General features: G+C 50.1%; 22 protein-coding genes. 18 read left to right on the forward strand and 4 right to left on the reverse strand.

Features of this window, described 5'->3' with window-relative positions; all coding sequences use genetic code 11:
- Window positions 1-18: 18 nt before the first annotated feature.
- The gene (locus tag HMPREF1640_RS09235) at window positions 19-810 is read right to left on the reverse strand and encodes a DUF4738 domain-containing protein (protein ID WP_052051784.1); all 792 of its coding nucleotides are present in this window, start codon (window positions 808-810) and stop codon (window positions 19-21) included.
- 346 nt (window positions 811-1,156) lie between these two features.
- Between HMPREF1640_RS09235 and HMPREF1640_RS09240 the strand changes: the two genes are divergently transcribed.
- From HMPREF1640_RS09240 to HMPREF1640_RS09270, 8 genes are all read left to right on the forward strand, one after another.
- On the forward strand, window positions 1,157-2,194 hold the full coding sequence (locus HMPREF1640_RS09240; protein WP_036894106.1) for an SPOR domain-containing protein: 1,038 nt from the start codon (window positions 1,157-1,159) through the stop codon (window positions 2,192-2,194).
- A gap of 7 nt (window positions 2,195-2,201) precedes the next feature.
- Window positions 2,202-2,723 carry an FHA domain-containing protein gene (locus HMPREF1640_RS09245; protein ID WP_036894108.1) on the forward strand — a complete coding sequence of 174 codons (522 nt, stop codon included), beginning with the start codon at window positions 2,202-2,204 and terminating at the stop codon, window positions 2,721-2,723.
- A 147-nt stretch (window positions 2,724-2,870) separates the two neighbouring features.
- Window positions 2,871-3,587 (forward strand): cell division ATP-binding protein FtsE, encoded by a 717-nt coding sequence (locus HMPREF1640_RS09250; RefSeq protein WP_036894110.1) that lies wholly within the window; start codon window positions 2,871-2,873, stop codon window positions 3,585-3,587.
- 83 nt (window positions 3,588-3,670) lie between these two features.
- Complete coding sequence (locus tag HMPREF1640_RS09255) at window positions 3,671-4,984, forward strand: aspartate kinase (protein WP_036894112.1); 1,314 nt, start codon at window positions 3,671-3,673, stop codon at window positions 4,982-4,984.
- Between the two features lie 24 nt (window positions 4,985-5,008).
- Window positions 5,009-5,263 (forward strand): hypothetical protein, encoded by a 255-nt coding sequence (locus HMPREF1640_RS13345; RefSeq protein WP_156098775.1) that lies wholly within the window; start codon window positions 5,009-5,011, stop codon window positions 5,261-5,263.
- Window positions 5,260-6,441 (forward strand): glycosyl transferase family 2, encoded by a 1,182-nt coding sequence (locus HMPREF1640_RS09260; protein ID WP_036894125.1) that lies wholly within the window; start codon window positions 5,260-5,262, stop codon window positions 6,439-6,441. The genes HMPREF1640_RS13345 and HMPREF1640_RS09260 overlap by 4 nt, the downstream gene beginning before the upstream one ends.
- 5 nt (window positions 6,442-6,446) lie before the next feature.
- The gene (locus HMPREF1640_RS09265) at window positions 6,447-7,631 is read left to right on the forward strand and encodes a hypothetical protein (RefSeq protein WP_036894113.1); all 1,185 of its coding nucleotides are present in this window, start codon (window positions 6,447-6,449) and stop codon (window positions 7,629-7,631) included.
- Window positions 7,632-7,657: 26 nt separating this feature from the next.
- Window positions 7,658-9,649 carry a fructose-bisphosphatase class III gene (locus tag HMPREF1640_RS09270; RefSeq protein ID WP_036894114.1) on the forward strand — a complete coding sequence of 664 codons (1,992 nt, stop codon included), beginning with the start codon at window positions 7,658-7,660 and terminating at the stop codon, window positions 9,647-9,649.
- A 1,010-nt stretch (window positions 9,650-10,659) separates the two neighbouring features.
- Here the strand turns inward: HMPREF1640_RS09270 and HMPREF1640_RS09275 are convergent.
- A complete protein-coding gene (locus HMPREF1640_RS09275; protein WP_036894116.1) occupies window positions 10,660-11,070 on the reverse strand; it encodes a DUF3127 domain-containing protein in 411 nt (136 codons plus the stop codon).
- Between the two features lie 182 nt (window positions 11,071-11,252).
- Between HMPREF1640_RS09275 and dnaN the strand changes: the two genes are divergently transcribed.
- The 9 genes from dnaN (at window position 11,253) to HMPREF1640_RS09320 (ending at window position 19,907) form a co-directional block, all read left to right on the forward strand.
- Window positions 11,253-12,377 (forward strand): DNA polymerase III subunit beta, encoded by a 1,125-nt coding sequence (dnaN, locus tag HMPREF1640_RS09280; protein ID WP_036894117.1) that lies wholly within the window; start codon window positions 11,253-11,255, stop codon window positions 12,375-12,377.
- Between the two features lie 8 nt (window positions 12,378-12,385).
- Window positions 12,386-13,249 (forward strand): 3'-5' exonuclease, encoded by an 864-nt coding sequence (locus HMPREF1640_RS09285; protein WP_036894126.1) that lies wholly within the window; start codon window positions 12,386-12,388, stop codon window positions 13,247-13,249.
- 17 nt (window positions 13,250-13,266) lie between these two features.
- Window positions 13,267-14,175 (forward strand): DUF4835 family protein, encoded by a 909-nt coding sequence (locus HMPREF1640_RS09290; RefSeq protein ID WP_197051503.1) that lies wholly within the window; start codon window positions 13,267-13,269, stop codon window positions 14,173-14,175.
- A 5-nt stretch (window positions 14,176-14,180) separates the two neighbouring features.
- A complete protein-coding gene (recN, locus tag HMPREF1640_RS09295; protein ID WP_052051785.1) occupies window positions 14,181-15,902 on the forward strand; it encodes a DNA repair protein RecN in 1,722 nt (573 codons plus the stop codon).
- A gap of 42 nt (window positions 15,903-15,944) precedes the next feature.
- Window positions 15,945-17,618, forward strand: coding sequence for a tetratricopeptide repeat protein (locus HMPREF1640_RS09300; RefSeq protein WP_036894118.1), 1,674 nt, complete (start codon window positions 15,945-15,947; stop codon window positions 17,616-17,618).
- Window positions 17,619-17,717: 99 nt separating this feature from the next.
- Window positions 17,718-18,143 carry a hypothetical protein gene (locus HMPREF1640_RS09305; protein ID WP_036894132.1) on the forward strand — a complete coding sequence of 142 codons (426 nt, stop codon included), beginning with the start codon at window positions 17,718-17,720 and terminating at the stop codon, window positions 18,141-18,143.
- Between the two features lie 6 nt (window positions 18,144-18,149).
- On the forward strand, window positions 18,150-19,070 hold the full coding sequence (locus HMPREF1640_RS09310) for a hypothetical protein (RefSeq protein ID WP_036894119.1): 921 nt from the start codon (window positions 18,150-18,152) through the stop codon (window positions 19,068-19,070).
- Window positions 19,067-19,597: a S24/S26 family peptidase gene (locus HMPREF1640_RS09315; protein WP_369699829.1), complete on the forward strand. Its 531-nt coding sequence runs from the start codon at window positions 19,067-19,069 to the stop codon at window positions 19,595-19,597. Before HMPREF1640_RS09310 ends, HMPREF1640_RS09315 begins: the two co-directional genes overlap by 4 nt.
- Window positions 19,598-19,619: 22 nt before the next feature.
- The gene (locus HMPREF1640_RS09320; RefSeq protein ID WP_036894120.1) at window positions 19,620-19,907 is read left to right on the forward strand and encodes a PqqD family protein; all 288 of its coding nucleotides are present in this window, start codon (window positions 19,620-19,622) and stop codon (window positions 19,905-19,907) included.
- Between the two features lie 197 nt (window positions 19,908-20,104).
- On the opposite strand, the gene HMPREF1640_RS09325 is transcribed toward HMPREF1640_RS09320, so the two are convergent.
- Window positions 20,105-21,316: a DUF4861 family protein gene (locus tag HMPREF1640_RS09325; protein ID WP_036894121.1), complete on the reverse strand. Its 1,212-nt coding sequence runs from the start codon at window positions 21,314-21,316 to the stop codon at window positions 20,105-20,107.
- A 15-nt stretch (window positions 21,317-21,331) separates the two neighbouring features.
- Entirely contained in the window at window positions 21,332-23,542 is a 2,211-nt protein-coding gene (locus HMPREF1640_RS09330; protein ID WP_036894123.1) for a S9 family peptidase, read from the reverse strand.
- 76 nt (window positions 23,543-23,618) lie between these two features.
- On the opposite strand from HMPREF1640_RS09330, the gene HMPREF1640_RS09335 reads away from it, so the two are divergent.
- Window positions 23,619-24,542 carry a TIGR01212 family radical SAM protein gene (locus tag HMPREF1640_RS09335; RefSeq protein ID WP_052051787.1) on the forward strand — a complete coding sequence of 308 codons (924 nt, stop codon included), beginning with the start codon at window positions 23,619-23,621 and terminating at the stop codon, window positions 24,540-24,542.
- Window positions 24,543-25,072 lie beyond the last annotated feature (530 nt).

Below are 25,072 nucleotides of genomic sequence, written 5' to 3' on the forward strand. Positions count from 1 at the left end.
GACGGCCGCTGCCATTTTTCAATCCACCTCCATGCTAATCCGCCCCGAGAAGCTCACCACCACTTCCACCTCGAAACTGCTCATGCTGTCGGGAATGGCAAGCTGGGCTATATAATGGACGCCGCGATGGTCTATACGCTTAAATATCAAATCGCTCAAGACGGCTTGTCCCAAAAAGTCGGCGGGCACCTTGGAGGCAAAGTCTTTCTTATGGAAATCGCTTGAGAAGAGCTTGCGCGAACCGTGAAATATATGCAGGTTGACGATATTGTCATAATAAAAATGGTCCACGCGAACATCGTCATCATTATACGCGCTCTTCACCACCTTATACGAAGTGGGGTTTACCTGCACATAGCAGTGGTAACGCTCACCACCAAAAGCCACCACGGTGTCGCGCTTGATGAGCTTGTTTTGATTGACCGACTTGAGCCTGTTGGCGGCAAACAAGGCGGCATCCTCTCTGTCAGAGCTGAGCATGAGCGACACCTCCTCGCCCGCCTGATTGCGAAAAACAAACAAATGGGCCGTTTGGCGAATGATGGGATAACGCGCCTCGACAGAGCCATGAAGCACAAAAGTGTCTTTAATAATCTGAAAATAAACAGGCTGAATGGTGCTGTCAGGATAATACACGGTATCGCCTTTCACCCGAAAGGCCACATCCTGAATATCCTCATTGACCCAAATACCTTGCAAGAGCTGCTTGGCTTTCAGGTCTTCCTTTACCGCTTGAGGCTTGGCCTTTCTTTCCTGACAAGAGAAAAGAGCCATGCCACACATCATGAACAATAAATATTTCTTTTTCATTGCTTGCGTCATTGCATACGCCATTGCAAAGATACAACATTTTGCGAAATATCAAACCAATTACTCCCTTAATATATTTTTTAGTCAATACTTTTTAATCGCTTCGCCAACAAGAAACACTCAAAACGCCAACATCCACCCGGCCGCATACGCAAAAAAAAACGAGAGGCAAGCATGCCAAACGACTGTCGCACCCATTCATGTCCTTTTTACAACAAGCAGGTAGCATTAAGCAACGTGACGCAAAATGGCACGCTTATTTCTGAGAGCTCGATTAAAAAATCTTTTTTTACTTTTAGGCATGAAGGCTTGCCTCGTTAATTTAAATTTGCTATCTTTGCATTCCATGATTGAACTCAATAGACATATTGAAATACTTCTGCTTGACAACGATTGCGTTATCATTCCAAACTTTGGGGGCTTCACGGCGCATTACGTCGAGGCGCGCAAAGACGAGAAGGACAACACTTTTCTGCCGCCTATGCGTACCATTGGGTTTAATCCAAAGCTCACGCTCAACGACTCTCTCCTCGCCCAATCGTACGTGGAAGTGTACGACATCAGTTATCCAGACGCCTTGGCTCGCATCGCGGACGAGGTTAGAGAACTTAGGCAACACCTTGAATTCGAGGGACAATATGAGCTGAACGACATAGGCGTGCTCAAACTGAACGGTAACGGAGCATACGAGTTTGATCCATGCAGCGCCGGCATATTGACGCCATCGCTCTATGCGCTGAGCTATTTTGAGTTTGACACCATCTCACCATCAGAACGCCCCGCGCTCGCGACGGCTACCGCCAAAACCCACGACGAGGGGTTGGCGACCGCGGCAGGAAACACCTCGCGAGACGAAACCTTGACAGCGGGAAATGCCCCCCGAGCCAACGTCCTCGCAAGCAGGAGCGCCACAATATGGCGAAACGTCGCCATTGGATTTGCCGCTTTTATCGCCTTTTTGCTTATCCCGGCGCCTCTGGCCAACAACAACGGGCAGCTCACGACGGCCGAGGTTAACACCAAACTGTTGGAATACATCACGCCCAAAGATGTCACCACAGGGCAAGAGCAGGTGGAAGCGAACATCAAACGACTCCAAGCAAAACCTGACAAGCCATTCGAGACAAAAAAAAATAACGCGCCACAATCACCGACACAAGAGGGTTTCACCATCGTACTCGCAAGCAAGGTAAGCAAAAAAAGCGCACACGCCTACGTGAGCGACCTGAGAAAGCGTGGATTCGAAGACGCACGAGTATGGTCAAAAAAACGTCGTAACAAGGTGGTGTATGGATTGTACGACACAAACACCGAAGCATACAACGCGCTGAGCAAACTCAACGACAGCAAAGAGTTTGCCGAGGCATGGGTGATGAAAAACTGAATGGGACATGAAACGAATTAATTGCCCAAAATGCGGAAAGCCTATCGCCTTTGACAACAAGAATTACAACGGCGCACGCCTATTGGCCTTCGCTTGCCCCAACTGTGGGAAAAAATTTGCCGTCAGGCAAAAAAACATGATCAAGCAGCATGAGCCGGAGGTGGAACGGACCGTGCCAAAACAAGAAAGCGTGGGATGTCTTTTAGTAATAGAAAACGTGTTCCATTACAAACAAGTCATTCCCCTTGTCATGGGAAATAACGTTGTCGGGCGCTTTATGAAAGACACCCGCATCAATTGCCCCATTATGACCGACGACCCAAGCATTGACATTACCCATTGTGTAATAAACGTGAGTCGGGACAAGAACGGAAACTTGAAATACATACTTCGCGACGGGCCAAGCAACACGGGCACATTTGTAAGCCACGAGATATTGGGCGACCGCGAGCAACGCGTCATCGAGGATGGCACGCTCTTCACCATCGGCGCCACTTCCATTATTCTCAAGGCTGGAGAGGAGAAATAAGACATCCGCGAAAAGAACGCGCCAACCCAACATCTACCAATGCTTGTCGCACCGCAAACGCGCCATGCAATTTTCTCGCATTGCTGAACGTTTCTAAAAGAAATTATGTAATTTTGCATAATAAGCTATAAACAAAGGTAGATTGACATGCTGATTGATTATCAAAAAGTAAACATATATCAACAAGACAGGTTGATATTGAAAAACGTTAACTTCCATGCCGACGAGGGAGAGTTCATATATATTATCGGAAAAGTGGGGTCCGGCAAGAGCTCGCTGTTGAAAACGATGTATTGCGAATTGGATATCGAGGTGGAAAAGACCGAGAAAGCCGAGGCGCTTGGTCGAGATTTGAAAAATATAAAGCGCAAGGAAGTGCCGGCCTTAAGAAAGGAAATGGGAATCATCTTTCAAGATTTCCAATTGCTGCACGACCGCTCGGTATTTGAGAACCTGCGTTTCGTGCTTCGAGCCACGGGCTGGAAAAACAAGGAAGAGATTACGCGGCGTATAGACGAAGTGCTGAACGCCGTGGGCATGATAGACAAAAAAGACAGTATGCCACACGAGCTTTCGGGCGGTGAGCAACAGCGCGTGGCCATCGCGCGGGCGCTGTTAAATCGTCCAAAGATGATTATCGCTGACGAGCCAACGGGCAATCTCGACCCCGAGACTGCCACTAACATCGTGAAACTGCTCAAAGATATCACGACAAAAGGCACCGCCGTGGTAATGTCCACGCACAACATCTCAATGCTTGACCGTTTTAGGGGTATCGTTTACAAATGCGAAAACAATATCATTTCTGATATAACAAAAGAATACAACACTTTGGAAATAAGCGAAAAAGAAGTGGACGAATAGCATGTTGGAAAAAGATATTTCAACCCAAGCACCCAAAACAAAGCGAAAATAACACGTCAGACACTATAATCAAAACAGAGAACATGAAGGTACTTAAATTTGGAGGCACATCAGTGGGAAGCCCAGAACGCATGAAAAGCGTGACTTCCTTGGTAACAGCAAGTGGAGAACCTACGTTCATAGTGCTCTCCGCCATGAGCGGCACCACCAATTCGCTTGTGGAAATATGCGACTATCTCTACAAAAAAAATCCAGAAGGTGCCAACGACATTATCAACAACCTTGAGACAAAATACGCCAAACACGTTGACGAGCTTTACTCGACAGACGAATACAAGCAAGCTACCAAGGAATTTTTGGACAAGGAATTTGAGTTCCTTCGGACGTTCACCAAAGACATTTTCACCAGTTTCGAGGAAAAAGTCATCGTGGCGCAGGGCGAGATTATATCCACGAACATGGTAGTGAACTATATGAAAGAAATTGGTGTCAAGGCCATTCTGCTCAACGCACTCGACTTCATGCGCACAGACAAGAACGCCGAGCCAGACTTGCCGTATATCAAAGACAAATTGAAAGCGGAGATGAGACGGAACGAAGGCTACCAAATATACATGACACAAGGTTTTATTTGCCGCAACGCTTACGGCGAAATAGACAATCTCCTACGCGGAGGCTCGGACTATACGGCCTCGCTTGTCGGCGCGGCGCTGCCCGCAGAGGAAATCCAGATATGGACAGACATTGACGGCATGCACAACAACGACCCGCGCGTGGTGGACCATACCGAGGCCATCAGGCAGTTAAATTTCGAGGAAGCGGCAGAATTGGCCTATTTCGGGGCGAAGATATTGCACCCCACCTGCGTGCAACCCGCCAAGTACGCCGGCATTCCTGTGAGACTGAAAAACACTATGGAGCCAACCGCGGACGGCACCATCATCAACAACGAGCTTGCCCAAGGTAAGATAAAAGCCATCGCCGCAAAAGACAATATCACGGCTATCAAGATAAAATCTTCACGCATGCTGCTGGCTACAGGTTTCCTGCGCAAGGTGTTTGAGATTTTCGAGAGCTACCAGACACCCATAGACATGATTACAACATCAGAGGTTGGCGTCTCGATGAGCATCGACAACGACACTCACCTTGACCATATCGTGGACGAACTGAAAAAATATGGCACCGTGAGCGTGGACCGGGATATGTGCATAGTGTGCGTGGTGGGCGACCTTGACTGGGGAAACGTCGGCTTCGAAGCATTGGCCACAGATGCCATGAAAGACATCCCGGTGCGAATGATAAGCTATGGCGGAAGTAACTACAACATTTCTTTCCTCATCAAAGAGGCCGACAAGAAACGAGCTTTGCAAAGCCTCAGCAACACCTTGTTTTAACAAGCGACCACATATCGCACAAGCATGGAAGAAGCATTCCCCACAGATATGTTTCGGAATGTAAACACGCCATTCTATCACCACTACGCCGCGCCATTGCGGCAAACCATGGAATGCGCGCGCAAGGCCGCCAATGCGGATGGATACAAAGTGCTTTGGTGGCCATTCGCTCCGCCGACGCCCATGGGGAGACCATGGCAAGCCACTGCAACAACAGGCCTTTGCCACCAGCATATACACCAGACGACCCTGTCTGCCAACAAGGAATTTCAATTATGAACGCGTTATCCATTGATCTTTTCACGATTGTTTCAAGCATAGTGCTATTGCTTTTGTCCATTGCCTCGGCGTTGCTCAATCCATTTTTTAGATTTAGCAAAAAGCGGTATGACAAATACACAGGCGAGGACCAAGGCTCCGCGACGCCGTCCGTGTCGATAATACTCACGCCACTCGACGACATAAGCCAACTCAAAAAAAATCTGCCGGCGTTCTTAAGCCAGACTTTCCCCACATCCTATCAAGTGGTTATTGTCATAGAACAAGGAGATCACGACACGGAAAGCCTTGTCGCGAATATCGTCAACGAGACGAGAAACGAGGATGCCCAAGCAGATGTCTACATCACCTACATACCCAAAACTTACAGATACGTCAGCAAAAAGAAACTCGCCATGACGCTTGGCGTCAAGGCTGCCAAATACGATTGGGTGCTCTTCACGGAGCTTTCCTGCCGCCCAGCGTCCGCACAATGGCTCACGTTGATGGCTCGACACTGCGCGCAAGGCAACAATCTCGTCATCGGGTACACCGCCTACGACAGGGCCACGCCATCCTTTCGACGCTTCGAACGCATGTACGAGTCGCATTATCTCATGCGCGCCACAGCCAAAGGAATGCCCTTTCGTACCAACGGTTACAATCTGTTAATGCGCAAGGAAGACTTCATGGAGCAAGATGGATTTCTTGGGAACCTGCATTTAATGCGTGGAGAATACGACTTTTTGGTTAACAAGTACGCGCGAAAAAATTGCGCGGCGCTTGAGATATCGCCCGACGCATGGGTCGTGGAAGACGCCCCCACCGACAAAACCTTTCTCAACAGACACCTCTACTTATTGGCGTCGGGCTCGTGTCTCAACCGAAGGGCATGGCAACAACTGCTTTTCATCATGGACCATAGCGGCTTACACCTCTCTAACCTGCTATGCGCGATCGCCGCTATATACGCCGCGTTTCGCGCCAACTGGCCGCTATTGGGCGCCGCCGCGGTGGCTTTTCTCATAGGCGCAACCATTAGGGGCTTATTAGCGCGCCGCGCCTTGAAAGATTTCGAAGAGAGCATCGCGCCCCTGAAAGCTCTTTTTTTTGAGCACACATTAGCTTTCAGGCGGCTGCAATACAAACTGCGCTATCTAATGGCAGACAAAAACGACTTTACCACCCACAAGTTATAAATGTCATGCAACGACTTAAAATACTCTTCTTCTTGCCCTCACAAGCCGATACAAACGACATTCACCACGAGCTTGTGACACGTCTTGCCTCTGAACTGGAACCACTCGCGGACATCGACTTGTACACGTCAACTCATATACCAAACACTGAAAAACTTACCTCTTATTCCCTTGTGCATGTTTTTGGATGCTGGAGCACATCGTCTGTCAACCTCCTTGGCAAAGCCTACGACCATCACATACCCACCGTCTACACTTTGTTAGGCGGACTGCAACCTTGGATTGTCAACAAACACAAGCTGTCGCGCCGATACGCTTTGCAGCGAAAAGTCACACAACAAGCCTCTGCCATACACCTATGCAGCAAGCTGGAATGCGACACTTTCGCCCAATTGGCATGGAACCAACGCTTTACGCTCATCATGAACCCCGTGTTGACCAACCAGCTATCGTTCGGCGACATGGCCTCAGCCATGCTCAAGCTCTATCAAAAGACACTCGACACCAACGCCCAACTGTTGCTGTCGCAAGCATCATGCCAAGCCATCGGCCACTTGCTACAAATTGGATTGGACAAAGACGCGCTTTTTGACGAGCGACACGTCAAATCGCTGCGAGATACCCTCACGCAACTTTCACCCAACGATTGGCGCCGTGTCATGATTTACGCCAACGACGAGCATGTTACAGACATTATCAAAAAAGGGTTGCAACGCATACAATTCCCCGAGCCCAACGTCGTTGTTGATAACATAGACAGGTTTTGCATCGCGCGCTCCTATCCCGACGGCGATCTGCCAAACGAGCGACTTTGCTTTCGCGGGCTGACAACAAAAGGACGCCTCGACGACAACATCAAAGCCACAGAGACCAATGAGCGACTGCTGTGCGTTCAACTGTTAAATCTCAAACACGAGATGGAGAACCACTCCGCACCCCTACTCCATGTAGCCAACGTATACACCACATTGCGCTTCTATGACATGGACGAAGACCGATTAAAAGAGCTTGTCAAAACATTGGGCATTGAGGATTTCGCCGCCCGGCTTATGGTCGTCTTGCAAAACGTGACGCGCCTCTCCGAGGGTTTTATGCCTTTCGTGCCCAAAGACGACAAACAACGCAAAAAAATGCAAACAAAGCTCACCAAATTCAACACTTGGCCAAGCATTGGCAACAAACGCTCATAACAAGCCAGACAATTTATACATGAGATATGGAAAACAAATACGACATTGAGAAAGATATGCGCTACCTGCGCCTTCTATCCAAATCTTTCCCTACCGTGGCGGAGGCCAGCACGGAGATCATCAACCTTCAGGCTATACTGCACCTACCCAAAGCCACCGAACACTTCTTGGCCGACTTGCACGGAGAGTACCAAGCCTTTCAGCACGTATTGAAAAACGCCTCCGGAAACATCAAGCGCAAGGTCAACGAGCTATTCGGCATCTCCCTGCGCGAGACCGAGAAACGCGAGCTATGCACACTCATCTATTACCCTGAGCAAAAATTAGAGCTCGTGAAAGACGCCGAGCGAGACATCAACGACTGGTACCACATCACCATTCACCGCTTGGTAGCTGTTTGCCGCACGGTGTCGAGCAAGTACACACGCTCCAAAGTACGCAAGTCTCTACCAGAGGATTTTTCTTACATCATCCAAGAATTGCTCGACGAGCGATCCGAAGACGTCAACAAGGCTGCGTACATCAACGTCATCATAGACACCATCATAGACACCGGCCGGGCAGACGACTTCATCATAGCCATATCCAACGTGATACAGCGTTTGGCTATAGACCAGCTGCATATACTTGGCGACGTGTATGACCGAGGGCCCGGAGCGCACAAAATCATGGACATCCTCGACCACTATCACAACTGGGACATCACATGGGGCAACCACGACATTGTATGGATGGGGGCCGCCGCGGGCAACAACGCGTGCATCTGCACAGTGCTCCGGCTGTCGCTGCGCTACGCCAATCTCACCACACTCGAAGACGGCTACGGCATCAACCTCCTGCCATTGGCCACCTTTGCCATGGAAACATACGGCAATGACCCATGCGCCGAGTTCGCGCCGCGTATCACTGACAATGACACTCGCATAGACTCCAAAACCAAACGGCTCATCGCCCAAATGCACAAGGCCATATCCGTGCTGTCTTTCAAGCTCGAAGCCAAGCTCTATGACGACCACCCCGAATGGGGCATGCAAGACAGGAAACTATTCGAGCACGTCGATTTCAAGAATGGAACCATAGACCTCTACGGCAAAACCTACCAACTCACCAGTTGTAACTTTCCCACCATAGATCCCGAAAATCCAAACAAGCTGTCGGCGGAAGAGCAAAGACTCATCGAGAAATTGCACCACAGTTTCTCCGTGTGCGAGAAACTGCAAAAGCACATACGCACACTCCTCAACCATGGATGTATGTATGGCATCTACAACAACAACCTGCTATACCACGCCTCCATACCCCTCAACGACAACGGCACGCTCAAAGAGGTGGAAATATTCCCGGGATGCAAACGCGCCGGACTTAAGCTTATGAAGGGTATCGGGCAGCTCGTTCGCACAGCTTTCCAAAACGACTCCGCCAACATGGACAAAAACTACGCCATAGACTTTTTCCATTATCTGTGGTGCGGGCCGAACAGCCCACTATTCGACAAGGCCAAGATGACCACCTTCGAGCGATACTTCATCAAAGAGAAAGAGACGCATACCGAGCCGAAAGGCAATTACTTCAAATTCAGAGAGGACGAGAAGGTATGCGACTACATACTCGACTCCTTTGGCGTCAAGGAGCCCAACCGGCACATCATAAACGGCCATGTGCCCGTCCATGCGCGCGATGGGGAGAAACCTATCAAGGCCAACGGCAAGTTAATGGTGATAGACGGAGGCTTCTCGCAGGCCTATCACAAAGAGACTGGCATCGCAGGGTACACGCTCATCTACCACAGCCGCGGCTTCCAACTGGTGCAGCACGAGCCTTTTACCAGCGCCCAAGATGCCATTTTGAGGGGCTCTGACATCAAGTCGACCACGCAAATAGTAGAGATGTCGTCCAACCGCATGCTCGTAGACGACACCGACATTGGCACCGAGCTGCGATCGCAAATAGCCGACCTCGAAGAACTGCTTTACGCCTATCGACACGGATACATCACCGAGCGAGAGACTCGACGATGACTTGCCCGACAAAACGACGGGGCACGCCATAAAAAAAGAAGCGCGAAGATTGCCAAGCAACGCGTTTTTGTACCATACATTTTTATTCTTCCCAAACACCAATTGACACATGGCGCTATCCGCGCCGCGCCTTGCCGCGGCTTGCCACAGGCGCCAACGCACTGGCCTTGACACCACATCCCACTGATGAGAATGACGAGATAAAAACCATAAAAATTCGCGCCACCATGAGCCGCGCGAGAGCTCGGCATCGAACCCACCCACGAATGACGCGCGCTCACCACTGATTACGAGGACGAGATAATAATTGAAAATATCTGACAAAAGTCGCTAAATAGTGGCCGTGCGCACAAATCGAGAAACACTCGGCCAAAATACAGCCAAAACACAGCCACTTTGACAAACGCCTTACAATCACATTGTTACAAAGGAAGAGACGTCAGGGAGAACCTGAAAAGACTTGAGGGCTTTGCCTTCAATACCCAATCGCGCGCCGATTAATACTCAATCGCGCTGCGTTGAGACTTTAATCGCAACGGTTTTAGCACTCTTACGCCACATGATAAGATATTAATGGCAAATCGCCAGCTGAACAGAGAAAGAAAAAAGATAAAGATAAAAAGAAAAAACAAGATTTTTCACGCTAAAACGATCGAAAATAACACCTCTGTTTTTGTGATTTAAATTTTACTTTTATCAGGAAAAAGAGCGAGTAATTGTAACATGCTATAAAAACCAAACGAGCTCGCTATTTTAACCCAAAAGATACCAAGGGACGCCAAAACACAATTCATGCCCCCTATAATGATGACACAGGGCGACAACTACCAGCGCCATCCACAAATGGGAAGGCTGGCACGCACTCAGAAACATCATGCCCCTTTTATTTGCCGTGACAAAAAAAATCGAAGCACCATAGTCATTCCGGTGATCGTTTCTCGCCAAAAAAAACAAGTGAAACCCACGACCAACCAGTCGTAAGTTCCACTTGACAGATATGACGCCAAGTATCAGAAAGGCAGGTCGTCGCTGCTCTCGCCACCAATGTTGTCGGTCGGAACATCGCTCGGAGCGTTGTCAAGAGGCCGCGCGGGCTGAGCGACAGGTCGCGCTTGAGCCGCGGAAGCGTCCGCGTCAACATGATCCACCCGGAAGGCACTGACATCATTGAAGTAGCGATCTTGCCACGCGCGAGCGTTGATGTCCAACCATACACGCACGTTATCACCCTGATGGATATTGAATTGCTCTATCTTGTCAGCGCCAAACACCCTGAAGAGACAAGTGCGTGGATACTGGTCTTTGGTCTGAATGACAAACTCTTGCGACTTCCAAGGGTTGCCAGTACGACTGGAAACGCCCTCTTTGGCAGGGTATTCCTTGATGATAACCCCCTCTACTTCTATTCCTTGTAATGACATGTTATGTGTAATTTAAATATGTTCGCTAAGTGATTACGGTATGCGAAATTAATCAAATTATTAAGAAATAGCAAACAAACGCGCCATAAAAAACAAAAAACAAGAAAAATATGCGATAGTATCTCGTCATTATCTGTTTTTTTATTAACTTTGTCTTTAAATATAACCAACTGTTAACAGACATGAGATTTACATTATCCAGCACTGCGCTCAACGGTCGCCTGCAAACGCTTTCCAAGGTCATTAATAATAAAAACTCTCTCCCCATCCTTGAGAGTTTCTTGTTTCAAGTTCACAATGGGCAACTCACCATCACCGCATCCGACAGCGAGAACATGATGCAGAGCACATTGCAATTGGACAACGCCAGCTCAGAAGGCAGCTTCGCCATCCCAAGCCACACCATTCTCGACGCCGTGAAAGAGCTGCCAGAGCAGCCCCTGACGTTCGAGGTAAATCTCGAGTCGTTCGAGATGACCGTGGAATACCAAAACGGGCAATACCAATTCGTGGCACAAAACGCGCAGGAATATCCCCAAGCAAAACCGCTCGAGGGAGACGTTCACGCAATAACCATCAGCGCCGAAGTGATGTACGAGAGCATATCCCGCACACTCTTCGCCACAGACAACAACGAGATACGCCCCGTGATGAATGGCATACTTCTCGACATGACACCAGACTATTTGGCTTTCGTAGCAAGCGACGGCCACAAATTAGTGCGTTGCAGGCATTACGGACTGAAGAGCGAGGCGCCCATCTCGCTCATCCTGCCTAAAAAGCCCGCCACGCTTCTCAAGAACAGCTTGGCCAAAGAACAAGGAGACGTGGTGATAAAGTTCAACAGCCAGTCGGCAGAAATCTCCTATTCAGAGGGCGTGCTCGTTTGCCGGCTTTTGGAAGGAACTTTCCCCAACTACAACGCCGCTATCCCCACGGTAAACCCCAACGAGCTTACAATAGACCGCAAGACTCTGCAAAGCGCTATCAAGAGAGTGCTGCCATTTGCCAGCATGAGCAGCCAGTTGGTGCGCCTCAAGCTCGACGCCGGCTGTCTCGAGGTGTCGTCAGAAGATATCGACTTTGCCACGAAGGCCAAAGAGCAAATCGTATGCGAATACAGTGGGCAACCCCTGCAGATAGGTTTTCGAGGCGACTTCCTCATGGAGATACTCAACTCGCTCGACTCTGACGAGATAAAGGTGCAACTCGGAGACCCAAGCAGAGCTGGCGTGATACTGCCAGGCACCCAGGCCGAGGGCGAAGACTTGCTCATGCTCATCATGCCGCTATTGCTCAACGATTGAAAAAGAAAATGAAACTAAACCTCACAAAACCACTGATAGTGTTCGATTTGGAGACCACGGGATTGGACTTGGCCACGGATCGAATCATTCAGGTATCGTATATCAAAGTTAAACCCAATGGAGACGAGGAGCGAAAGAGCGTCTTCGTGAACCCGGAGAAAAGCATTCCGCCCACCGTACAAGAGCTGACGCGCATCACGGACGAGATGGTGAAAGACGCGCCCACGTTCAAGCAGATAGGCAAAAAGCTCTGCGACACATTCGCTGGATGCGACTTCGCGGGCTTCAACTCGAACCGTTTCGACATACCCATGCTGGCCGAGGAGTTCCTGAGAGCGGGCATCGATTTTGATTTCACGAGATGCCGGCTTATCGACGCACAAAACATCTTCCACAAAATGGAGCCGCGAAACCTCGCGGCCGCGTATCGATACTACACCGGGCGCAAGATGGAAGACGACTTCCAAGCCCACCGCGCCGACGAGGACGCCGAGGCTACATACCGCGTGTTGCAGGGGCAAATGGACAGGTACAATCCTGAAAAACCAGTCGACCCCGAAAAAACATTGGCAAACGACATGGACACACTTGCCGATTTCTCGGCCATGAACGACAACGTGGACTTCGCGGGACGAATCATTTGGCAAGAAATGACCGACGCGCAAGGCAAGCCCCTGCTTGATGACAAAGGCAAGCCAAAGAAACAAGAGGTGTTCAACTTTGGCAAATACAAGGGCACGCCCGTGATAGAGGTGGTGCGAAAAGATCCAGGGTTTTGCAGCTGGATGCTCTCGGCCAATTTCACCCTGAATACCAAGCAGGCGCTCACGCGCATCCAACTGCGCGAGGCCAAGCTCAACATGCAAACATAAAAAAGACTCTTGACAATATGTCCATACGCCATCTGCTCTCCATGTGTTGCTGCTCGCTCGCCGCGCTCACCACGACAGCCCAAGAACTGAACGCTAAAATTCTGGTCAACCATAACCAGATACAGGGCACTGACGCCTCGGTTTTCGACAATCTGAGACAAACACTCGAACAGTTTGTCAATGATAGACAGTGGACTAACCTTAAGTTTCAAAAAAGAGAGCGCATCAATTGCAGTTTTAACATCACCGTGACCAAATACGACCAAGCCACAGGCGTGTTTACATGCAAAGCTCTTATCCAAGCCAATCGCCCGGTGTACAACGCCTCGTACACCACGACGCTGTTTCAAATAACGGACAACGACTTCAATTTCAAGTTCAACCAGTTTGACCAACTAAACTGGAACGAGCAGGCGGTGGACAACCAGCTCACCGCGCTCATGGCCTACTACGCGTACCTCCTCATCGGCATGAACCTTGATAGTTTTGCGCCACAGGGCGGAGAGAGCGTGTTGCAACGGTGCATGAACGTGGCCAACAACGCGCAAAGCCTTGAGTTTACGGGGTGGAAATCGTTTGACAGCGACCGAAACAGATTTGCTATCATCAACGATTACCTTGACCAAGCCATGTCTCCCTTCAGGCAGTTGCAATACGATTACTACCGCAAGGGGCTGGACGAGATGGCCAACAACGCCGCCCGAGGGCGTACCGAGATAACCACAGCCATAGAGGACGGACTGAAAAAATGCCACGAACAGCGGCCCACGAGCATGTTGCCACAGATATGGACAGACTATAAGCGAGACGAGATAGCCAATATTTACAAAAGCAAAGGAACGCCCAAGGAGAAAGAAACGGTATACGACATTCTCTTTTCCATCAACCCTTCCCAAAACAACGCGTGGGAAACAATCAAGCAATAAAGCTCATGCTGAAACAACTTCACGTCAAAAATTTCACCCTGATAGACCAATTGGATATCGACTTGCGCCCAGGGTTCTCTGTCATCACTGGCGAGACGGGCGCTGGCAAGAGCATCGTTCTCGGAGCGCTACACCTCTTGTTGGGGCAAAGGGCAGACTGCAAGCAGATCAAGGCCGGCAAAGACAAATGTGTGGTAGAAGCGCATTTCGACCTGTCAAATTACAACATGGAAAGTTTCTTCAACGAAAACGACATAGACTTTGAGCCTCAAGACTGTATCGTCAGACGAGAAGTGAACTCCAACGGCAAGAGCAGGGCATTCATAAACGACACTCCCGTGTCGCTCAACACCATGCGAGAGTTGGGAGAGCAGCTCATAGACATACACAGCCAGCACCAAAGTTTACTACTGCAAAAGTCCGATTTCCAACTCAACGTGGTGGACATCATGGCCAAAGACGGCAAAATCATGGGAGCGTACCGCAAAGCTTTCGACGACTATCGCCACGCGCAAGAGGCCTATAAAAGTTTTGAGGACAGCTACAAGCAGAACCAAGAGAACGAGGAGTTCTTGAGATTTCAACACACCGAACTGGACAACGCGAAGCTATCCCAAGGCGAGCAAGAGGAGACGGAACGACAAATAAAAACGCTCACCCACGCCGAAGACATCAAGACTGGGCTTTACACGGCGCTCAATTGCCTGTCAGGCGAGACGGTGGGAGCCTTGGACCAACTACGAAAGGCCATTGACGAGTTGGAAAAAATTGCCAACTTGTGCGATGGCTTGGACGAGCTCACCGCACGCCTGAACTCGGCTTACATCGAATTGAAAGACATCGCGGGAGAGATTGAGACCCGAACGGACAACACAAGCTATGATCCACAATTGCTACAAAGCCTCACGGAGCGCATAGACTTGATATACTCATTGGAGCGAAAGTTTCACACGGATACGGTGGAGGAGCTTATCAAGAAACGCGACGATTTGCTCTCAGAGCTTGATGGCATTGAAAACGGGACGGAAAGACTGCAAGAACTCAAAAAGAAGATGGACGACACGCACCGCCAGTGCGCGGCCGAAGCCGGCAAATTGACCAAAGCCCGCAAGGACGCGGCTGCCTTGGTGGAGCGCGAGATGAAAGCAAGGCTAGCGCCATTGGGTATTCCGAATGTCAAATTTGCCATCAAGTTTGAGAGCAAAGCATTGTCGCCCATGGGTGCGGACAGCGTCTCTTTCTTGTTCAACGCTAACGGCAGCGAGAAACTCCAGCCTATATCGCAAGTGGCGTCGGGCGGCGAGATCGCGCGCATTATGCTATCACTTAAAGCGATGATCAGCGGAGCCGTGAAGTTGCCGACAATCATTTTCGACGAGATAGACACTGGCGTGAGCGGCCGAATCGCGGAGAAGATGGCGCGCATCATGCGCGAGATGGGCAACAACAACCGGCAGGTCATATCCATCACGCACCTGCCGCAGATCGCCGCGTTAGGCAATGTACACTACAAGGTGAGCAAGACAGACTCGCCGCGGGGAACCGTCAGCCACATGAGGCAGCTCAACGAAGACGAGCGCACCATAGAATTGGCCCAAATGTTGAGCGGAAGCGATGTGTCGGAGGCAGCCATGGAGAACGCGCGCGCCTTGCTTCGCAATGGTTCGGAAACCGCCAAGCAGGCATGCCAAGACACACCCCACACTGTAGACGACACACAAAACTAAAGTTTCCATGCCACCAACTTCATCTATCAAAATTTTAAATCAATGAGAAAGACTACCATATTTATCCTATTTTTCTCCCTCCTCATGGGGCGAGCCACAATGGCTTGGAGCCAGCCGGCAGCCGTAAAGCGAGCGGCAAAAAGCGTTTTTTCCGTCACTACGTTCAAGGACGATGGCTCCATCCACGGCTCTGGCTACGGTGTTTTCACCGGGAAAGCGGGCGAGGGCATCGCCATGTGGAACCTATTTGACGGCGCCAAGCGCGCCGTCGTGGTAGACGCGCAAGGTCGTTCGCACGAGGTGGACGTAATCTTAGGCGTGTCGGAACTGTATGACATCTGCCAATTCAGGGTAAAAAACATAAACGACGCGGGGCTGCCAACCATCACCACAGACGTCCCGGCCACCTCGGCGTACTTGGTAGGATATGACATCAAGAAAGCCCCCATCAAGCTAATAAAGCCCGAGAAGGTCGAAAAATTCATGACCTCAAACAATTATTATATTTTCAAGGATATTGACATCTCAAACACAGACCTTGGAAACCCTGTCGTCAACGCCAGCGGACAGCTCGTGGGTATCATGCAACGAAACAAAAACGGTGGCCAAGCTTTCGTCACAGACGCGCGCATTATCAACACGTTTAAGACCAATGGGCTATCTCTCAACGACCGTTCTATGCAAGCCACAGGCATTCGCCCCGCTCTCCCCACGGACGAGCAACAAGCCATGCTGATGCTAATGATGGCTGCTCAACAAGGTGACAGCGCGCGCTACGAGGCTTATATCACGGATTTTATCAACCTTTTTCCCACTTCCCACGTGGGTTACCAAACTCGCGCCACACGCCTAATCCAACAACGAGAATTAGCCAAGGCGGACGACATCCTCACGCTATCACTGAAAAACGCGACCCCGAAGGATCAAGCATACTGCGACTACGCCCAGGCCATGTTCCGCGCCGTGGCATTCAAAACGGACACCACCTACACCCAATGGAGTTTCGGCCGCGCTATGCAATTGGCCCAAAAAGCCTACGAGATAAAACCACAGCCAATATACCGGCATCTGCAAGCGCAAATATTGTATACCGAGGGCCACTACCAAAAAGCATTGGACATATACTCCGCGTTGCGAAAAACGCCGCTCGGAAAGAACGGGGAGGTGTATTATGAGGCCGCGCAATGCAAGATGGCGCTAAACGCTCCCAAGACCGAAATTATATCATTGCTTGACTCCGCGGCCACAATAGCCAAAGGGCCGGCAGCGGCACCTTACGTCTTGGCGCGAGGCAGATATTACGACAACGCCGGAGAGTATCGCAAAGCGTTTGCCGATTACCTGGCTTACGACACGTTGGTGGACTGTCGCGGCACACACGACTTCTACTACGCAAAGTTCAAATGCGAGATGAAGTTGCGACAATACCAGCTCGCGCTCAACGACATCGCGCACGCCATCGTACTCAATCGCGCCGAGCCCACGTACTATGCCGAGATGGCAAACTTGCAATTGCAAGTAAACAAACTTGAAGACGCAGTGAGGACATGCGACATGGGATTGGCCATAACGCAAGAATACACAGACCTTTATATCATCAAAGGTATCGCGCTGTGCGAGCAATCCAAACGCGCGGAAGGCTTGAAAGCGCTGCAAAAAGCTCATGAACTGGGCGATGGCAGGGCGCAAACACTAATTGAGAAATATGCCAAATAGTTGTCGTCACAAAACAACGCTCACGGCAAGCCATATTAAACAAGCAAACAATATATTTAGAAAATCCAACCATTCAATCATCGAGACATGACCAAAAAGATGAAAATAAAAAAACTTATACTCTGCTTAGTCATGGTGTCATGCACCATAGCGCTGTCCGCCGCCAACAAACGCAAGACCATTTATATGTTCGGCTTCGCAACTTCATTTAACGATTCCACGGTGTATTTTACCGAAGTTCAACAAGTAGACTCCGCTTACATCGACTCAAAGACCAAGTTTCTTTACAGCCGAAACAGCTATTCCTACCAACTTCGGGATTATTTGGAACAAACGGGATTTCCCAATGCCACTTGCGTCACGTCCTTTGCTTTCACACGCAAAGAAGCGGAGGAGAAATATTTGACACTTCGCAAGAGATACTTGGAGGGCGCCAAGTTTAACATCAAGTACCTAAAATTGTCCGATTTCAAATACAGCGCCATCGCGCCAACCGAGCAATACACCAACGAAGACGGCAGATAGGCAGACATGGAAAATTCTAAAACATACTATTTTCGCGTTGCGGACTTCAATATCCGTATAGTATTCAAGTCGAGTGGTGACAAGAAGGATGGCTCTTATGAAAATGGGTTGCGTTTAATCCCATCATTGATACCATTCCAAATAGACCGGAAAGACAACGACGATCCTCTCTTCGAGCTGGTCGTTGACGATGACTTGCGACCGCGTCCAAAGCAAGAGCGCGAGCCAATCAAAACTTTCGACACCGGCAACGGCGATACCATCGTAGACCTTTTGAATGACGGAGGATACCAATATATTGTAAAAGACATCCAAAAAAAAGACTGTTGCCTGCTCATCACCAATAAGAATTTCGACCATTGCCAGTGTGCCCTCAATGGTAATTTTAACATGCGTAGTTTTGGCATCAACAACGCTCTGATGATTGCGTTCGCCTTTTCGAGTAGCAGGTTTCAAACCGTTCTCATGCACGCCTCGTTAGTGAGACAAAACGGATACGGCTATGCTTTCATTGCCAAAAGCGGCACGGGGAAGTCCACGCAAGTGAGCATGTGGCTACGATACCTGCCCGGATGCGACCTGATGAACGACGACTCCCCCATTGTCAGGATCATAGACAACCAAGCGTACATCTACGGAAGTCCATGGAGTGGCAAGACCCCATGCTATCGCAACACCAAAGCCAAACTCGGCGCCATCACCCAAATAGACCGCGCCACAGCCAACTCCGTTGAGCCTTTGGCTCCTATCCAAGCGTTCACAACCCTTCTTCCCGCCTGCTCGTCCATGAAATGGGATGTAGACATCTATCATCATTCGTGCGACACCATCGCCAAACTGGTGGAAACCACAGGCATATACACATTGCATTGCTTGCCCAACCGGGAGGCCGCTGAAGTTTGCAACAAGGCTATTAGAGTGGTATGATACATGACATTGACATAGAAAACGATTCGACGCGACCTACAGTGAGCCACCATACGCGGAATACCAAGACCTTGTCAATTCCGAACGCTCTATTGATACCAGAGTTGGTGAAAATCATGGACGAGGGGCACACGATCACTATCACCCCCAAAGGGGTAAGCATGCGTCCGTTCTTGGAGAGCAAACGTGACAAGGCGGTATTAAAAAAGGCCACCAACCCCCAAGCAGGCGATGTTGTTTTGGCAGAGGTCGCACCCAGAAGATACGTGCTGCATCGCATCATTAAAATAAGCGATGGCATTGTAACGCTACGCGGAGACGGAAACATCGGCGTGGAAAAGTGCCGTGTCAAAGACGTAAAAGCCGTAGCTATAGGCTTCTATCGCAAAGGTCGCGAAACCTTGGACCGTACCGATGGGCGTAAATGGAAAATATACTCATGGGCGTGGACCAAGCTGTTTCCCATCAGGCGTTATCTCATAGGAGCGTACAAAAAAATATGGATACCCATTTTCGGGGCAATATGAACAATAAAAATAACAAGAAAATATGAGAATTAAAAAAGGCTTTAATATCCGCAACGTGTGCGGACAACTCTTGGTAATGGCAGAAGGCAAGGAAAACCTGGATTTCACCGAGATTGTCAGCATGAACGAAAGCAGCGCTTTGCTATGGGAAAAAATACAAGGGAAAGCATTCGAGGCAAAAGATCTCGCGCGCATATTGATGGACGAATACCAAATTGACGACAACACGCCGTTGCCCGAGGAGAAAGCCATGCAAGACGCCGAGGCCGTTATTAGACAATGGAAGGAAATTGGCATGATTGAGGAGTGATCTCAACATCGCTTGCCATGGTCGTCCCAACAAATGGCGCAAGGGCTACTTTCCATACCGAAAGTAGCCCTTGCGCTATCTTGACATAGTCGCCACTTGGCGACAAACCATCCTACACGCACGCACACGCACACTGGCGACCGGCCGTATAGCCTGGGCTTTCAAGCAATGTCGCCAGCACGGTCGTGCCGTCGCGCTTACTGAATGACAGCCACCAACGGTCTCTCCAAGGCCTTCATATAATGGTCTATACGTACCTGCCACTCTTCCTGACATCTCACATCGTATTTGCTCCACGCACTGCCAAAATAGTAAGTGTACCGTTCTTTGTTCTTCAATGCTTTTTTCACGCCGACAGCATGCCCGGCGATGCCATCATCATGCCCGCCATGACGCAACATCCGGGTTTGCGCGCCATACGGGAAAAGAGCCGCCACGTAGAGCTGGAATCCATACTTGTCAGGCTGGTCTGTTGGGTCGGCATATTGCACAAAGTTCTTACCCAAGACAACACTCTTCGTGTCTGCCGTATGTATCACTACGCCAGCGGCCAAGTCGCACGGCTCGCTCAAACCCTCATACCACACGATCATTTTATTGAAATTGGAGCCCTTGTCAAGACTGATGATGCGATGTTCCACCACGTTCGGGTCGTTTTTTACCCTTGTCGGGTTAAAGACAAGTTCCACGGTAAACCTTAACGGTCCATTGTCCAATATTTTATATGTCTTATAACAATATGGCATTAACAGGTCATTATTGACCATCAACGCCGGCGCGCCACATCCAAGCGTGGGTCCCACGGCGTAGCAGTCGAGACCGTCGCCATGGTCAAGATGGAAAGATGTTTGCAAGCGACACTCCCATTTCTTCTTGTCATTAGTGGGTTTCTCGTTTCCCGCGATAAAGCCCTCAAGGTTTTTATAGTAACGATCAGACATTTGCAGTTCCTTGCTATTCTTGGTCCACACGTCTATGCCATAGCTTTTCTCGCCCGTGCGTTGCAACGCGGGACCATAAACACGATACATGCCACGGTCGTTCTCCCACCCTATGTCATCCTCGCGCATGGTGTACAATTTACCTTCCACCCATCTGCGCATAGGGGCTGGATGCCCCACGCTTACCGTAAACACAGTTTGGCCACAAGGTTTCACCGCCGCGTCGATAAGCAATTTGCCGTCATGCGTTATTTGGTAAGTCTCCTCTTGCCCCATTTGGTTTCTTACGATGAAGGGCGTGCCATTGTCAACACCCAACCGTCGCGTCACTTCGCCAGCGTCTATCTCCACCAACTCCTGTCGTTGTGTTGGGGTGTCATTGTGCACGGTGATGGTAACGTCAGCTGCCCAAAGTGTCATGGGCGCAAACAATAGATTAGCGAATAAAAGTCTGAAAAGTTTTGTCATACGTATAATTAGTTTTTAATTTGTTGTCAAATGTTCCTTAAACCACGACGTGATCTGCCTGAGCAAGTGATTACGCGTGTTTCCACCGAAAATACCATGATTGCGATTGGTATAATACAGCTGTTTAAAATCCTTGTCGGCCTGGACCAATGCCTCGGCATACTCGAATGTATTTTGCGGATGCACGTTGTCATCGGCCAATCCATGGCATATCAGCAGCGCACCATGCAGCTTGCCGGCCCGAGCCAACGCGTTGTCATCGTAGCCCTCCGGATTTTCCTTGGGGGTGCGCATGTACCGCTCGGTGTACACCGAGTCGTAGTAACGAAACGAGGTGGGAGGCGCCACGGCCACGCCGGCCTTGAACACCGGCCGTCCCTCGCTCATGCTCATGAGCGTGCAGAAACCGCCATAAGACCATCCCCAAATGCCTATGTTATCCTTGTCCACGTAGGGCAACGTGCCCAAATACAGAGCGGTCTCTACTTGATCGCACGCCTCAAGGTAGCCCAATTTTAGATAAGTGCATTTTTCGAAAGCCGCCCCGCGACCGCCAGTGCCACGCCCATCCACGCACACCACGATAAATCCTTGCTGCGCCAAGTACTGGTCGAAGGCGCCACCCTGCCCCATCGATCCGGCGTTCCACGAGTCGGTGACCTGCTGACTGCCTGGGCCGCTATATTGGAACATGATGACCGGGTAGCGCTTGTCGGCGCTGAAATTGGCGGGCTTGACCATCCATCCATCGAGCTTGATGCCGTCGTCGGTGGTAAAAGAGAACATCTCCTTGGGCGTCCAACCATATTTCCGTATCTTCTCCTTGAGCGCGCGGTTGTCTATATGCGTGGCCATCACCTTGCCGTTGTTATCCCTCGTGGTATAGACAAAAGGCGTGTTACGGTCGCTCCACGTGTTAAGAAAATATCTGTAATCGCCTGAGAACACGGCGTTGTTCCATCCACGCTGGTCTGTCAAGCGCTCAGTCTTGCCATTTTTATGTGTCACCAGCACCTGCCTGTCGTGCGCGTTGAGTGTGGCGGCTTGGTAGTAAATGTCGCCCTTGGCCTCGTCATAGCCATACACGTCGGTGATGTCGCACTTGCCATCGCCCACCGTTCTCAGGAGTTTCCCATTGATATCATAGAGATACAGTTGCATAAAGCCATCCCGATCAGACGGCAACAGTACATAATCTTTGCCTATGACCACTTTGGCCATCGCCTCCTCCTTGACATATTTGGGCGCGCTCTCCCTTACAAGCAGTTGGGCCACGGTGCTGCGCGGGTTCACGGTATAAAGGCTCAACTTGTCCTGATGACGATTCATGGCGTACACCACTATCTTGTCCGCGTCGCTCGTTGGCTGTATGCGGGGCATGTAATCCTCCTTGCCAATCGGCACATCCAACTTTTGCGAGCGATGGCTTTTAATGTCGTAACTCCATGCCGACACGGTGGAATTACGCTCACCAGCCTTCGGATATTTATAACTGTAATTGCCTGGATAAAGCGCATAAGTCTCGCGCGCGGGGCTCAAACCCTTAAACATTTGCAAGCTATACTCCCGCACATTGGTCTCGTCGTACTTTATCCAGCACAGCATGGAGCCGTCGGCGTTGAACGTCAGGGCTCGGCTTAAACCAAACTCCTCCTCGTTCACCCAGTCCGGAATGCCGTTGATTATTTGTCCAAACTTGCCGTCCTTGGTCACCTGGCTCTCGCTATTGTCATACAATAGTTTTACCAAGAATATATTGTTATCTCGCACAAATGCCACTTGGTTGCCATCGGGCGACCATACGGGGGCTTGCTGGGGGCCTCCATCCGACAGCCGTTCCAGCCTGTGGCTACCTATATTATATATGTAAAACTCGGCCTTGTACGACCGTCTGTACACTGGCTGCCGCTTGGTGCAGATAAGCATGCGCTTGGCGTCTGGCGACATGATATAGCCGTCAAACGATGTGAGCCGCTCACCCTGCGTGTCATCCACGTCGAACAGCACAGCCGTCTGTTTGCCCGTCCTAAACGAGCACCGCACAACGCGCTTGCCATCTTGGGATATTTGGGCGTACTGGTCAGTGCCAGCTATAGGATTGACGCCCGTGATGCGTTGGGCGGCAAAATCGCCATTCGTCAGCGATCTCAAATCTATACGGTCAGCGCCATAAACAGCGCTCGCGGTCAATAACATCACTATACAGGTGGTTAATATTTGTCTCATGTCTTAGATATTTGTGGTTGGTAGCAGCAAAGTTAGCCATTTTTTCGGTAATTTTGTAGACATGAAGTCACAAATCATGCCAAATTCTGATAAAGATACTTTATTTTCCGGCAACACCAAACACAAAGATTTCGGAACATGGCTACGCGAGCGATTTGCGTTCAGGGTGCAAAAACTGTCTGTAGACGCAGGTTTTACCTGTCCCAACCGAGACGGCCGCATCTCGGTGGGTGGTTGCGCGTTTTGCAACAACCGCGCTTTTAGCCCATCGTTTTGCGATGGTCGCAAATCCATCACGCGCCAATTGGAAGACGGCAAAGCCTTCTTCGCCCACAAATATCCATCCATGAAGTATTTGGCCTATTTTCAATCGTTCACCAACACCTACGCCCATTTAGACCGGTTGAGGGCCATGTACAGCGAGGCGCTGGCCGTACCCGATGTAGTGGGCATCGTGATCGGCACGCGCCCCGACTGCGTGAGCGAAGAGCTCTTGGACTATCTCGAGGCGTTGAGCCATCGCACTTTTCTCATCGTGGAATACGGCATTGAGAGCGCGAACGATCATACGCTGCGCCGCCTGAACCGAGGGCACGACTTCGCGTGCAGTCGCGAGGCCATCGTCAGAACCCACCGGCGGGGCATATTGACAAGTGGGCACGTCATCCTCGGATTGCCGGGCGAAGACGCCAACGAGTCATTGCGCCAAGCGCCCATTATCTCTGACCTGCCACTCGACATATTGAAGCTACACCAACTGCAAGTGGTGCGTGGCACCGCATTGGCCAACGACTATGCCCGCCAGCCGTTCCCACTCTACACCGTGGACGAATACATCGACCTCGTCATACGCTACGTGGGCAAGTTGAGGCCCGACTTGGTTCTTGAGCGGTTTGTAAGCCAAAGCCCGCCAGATCTTGTCATCGCTCCCAAATGGGGGCTAAAAAACCACGAGTTCGCCGATTTGCTTAACAAGAGGTTACGCGAGCGCGCCGGCTGAACCACGCCAAGCGCATGCCAGTTGTGTCTCTCCGAGACATCGGTACACCGCTCTTCCTGTCAAGATAATTGGTAAAAATAAAATTTTAAACGCCCTGTTTCTTTGCCCTCAAACGGTAAAGAAAACAGCATTTCTCACCCATTTAAGAAACTACCCTATGGCACGCCGTTGCCATTGATGCCCAATGGCAACGGCTTTAAGGCTCAATCACGCGCCGTTTCAAGCCCAAACGGCGCGCGATTAGACACCATTCACCCCGCGATTAGACCTTAAACGCAAAGGCATCCGCGCAGACAGCAACAACGACGAAACAATAATAAACCTTAATCCGCTTATAATCAGACATATACAAAACATCTCTTTTCTGTCCGGAAAAAAGGACAAGACGCTATAAATCGTCGTTTTATCGCAAAACCAAATGGTGTTGTCAATTATTTTGCGCAAACGAGAGAAAAAAAAAGTATACGCAGGTTGATGGAAAATGATTGGGATCGGGCGAGAAACACGGACCATCACAGTATGTTGCCGTC

Origin of the sequence: Prevotella sp. S7-1-8 (assembly GCF_000758925.1) — a bacterium.
In the GTDB taxonomy this organism is placed as follows: Bacteria; Bacteroidota; Bacteroidia; order Bacteroidales; family Bacteroidaceae; genus Prevotella.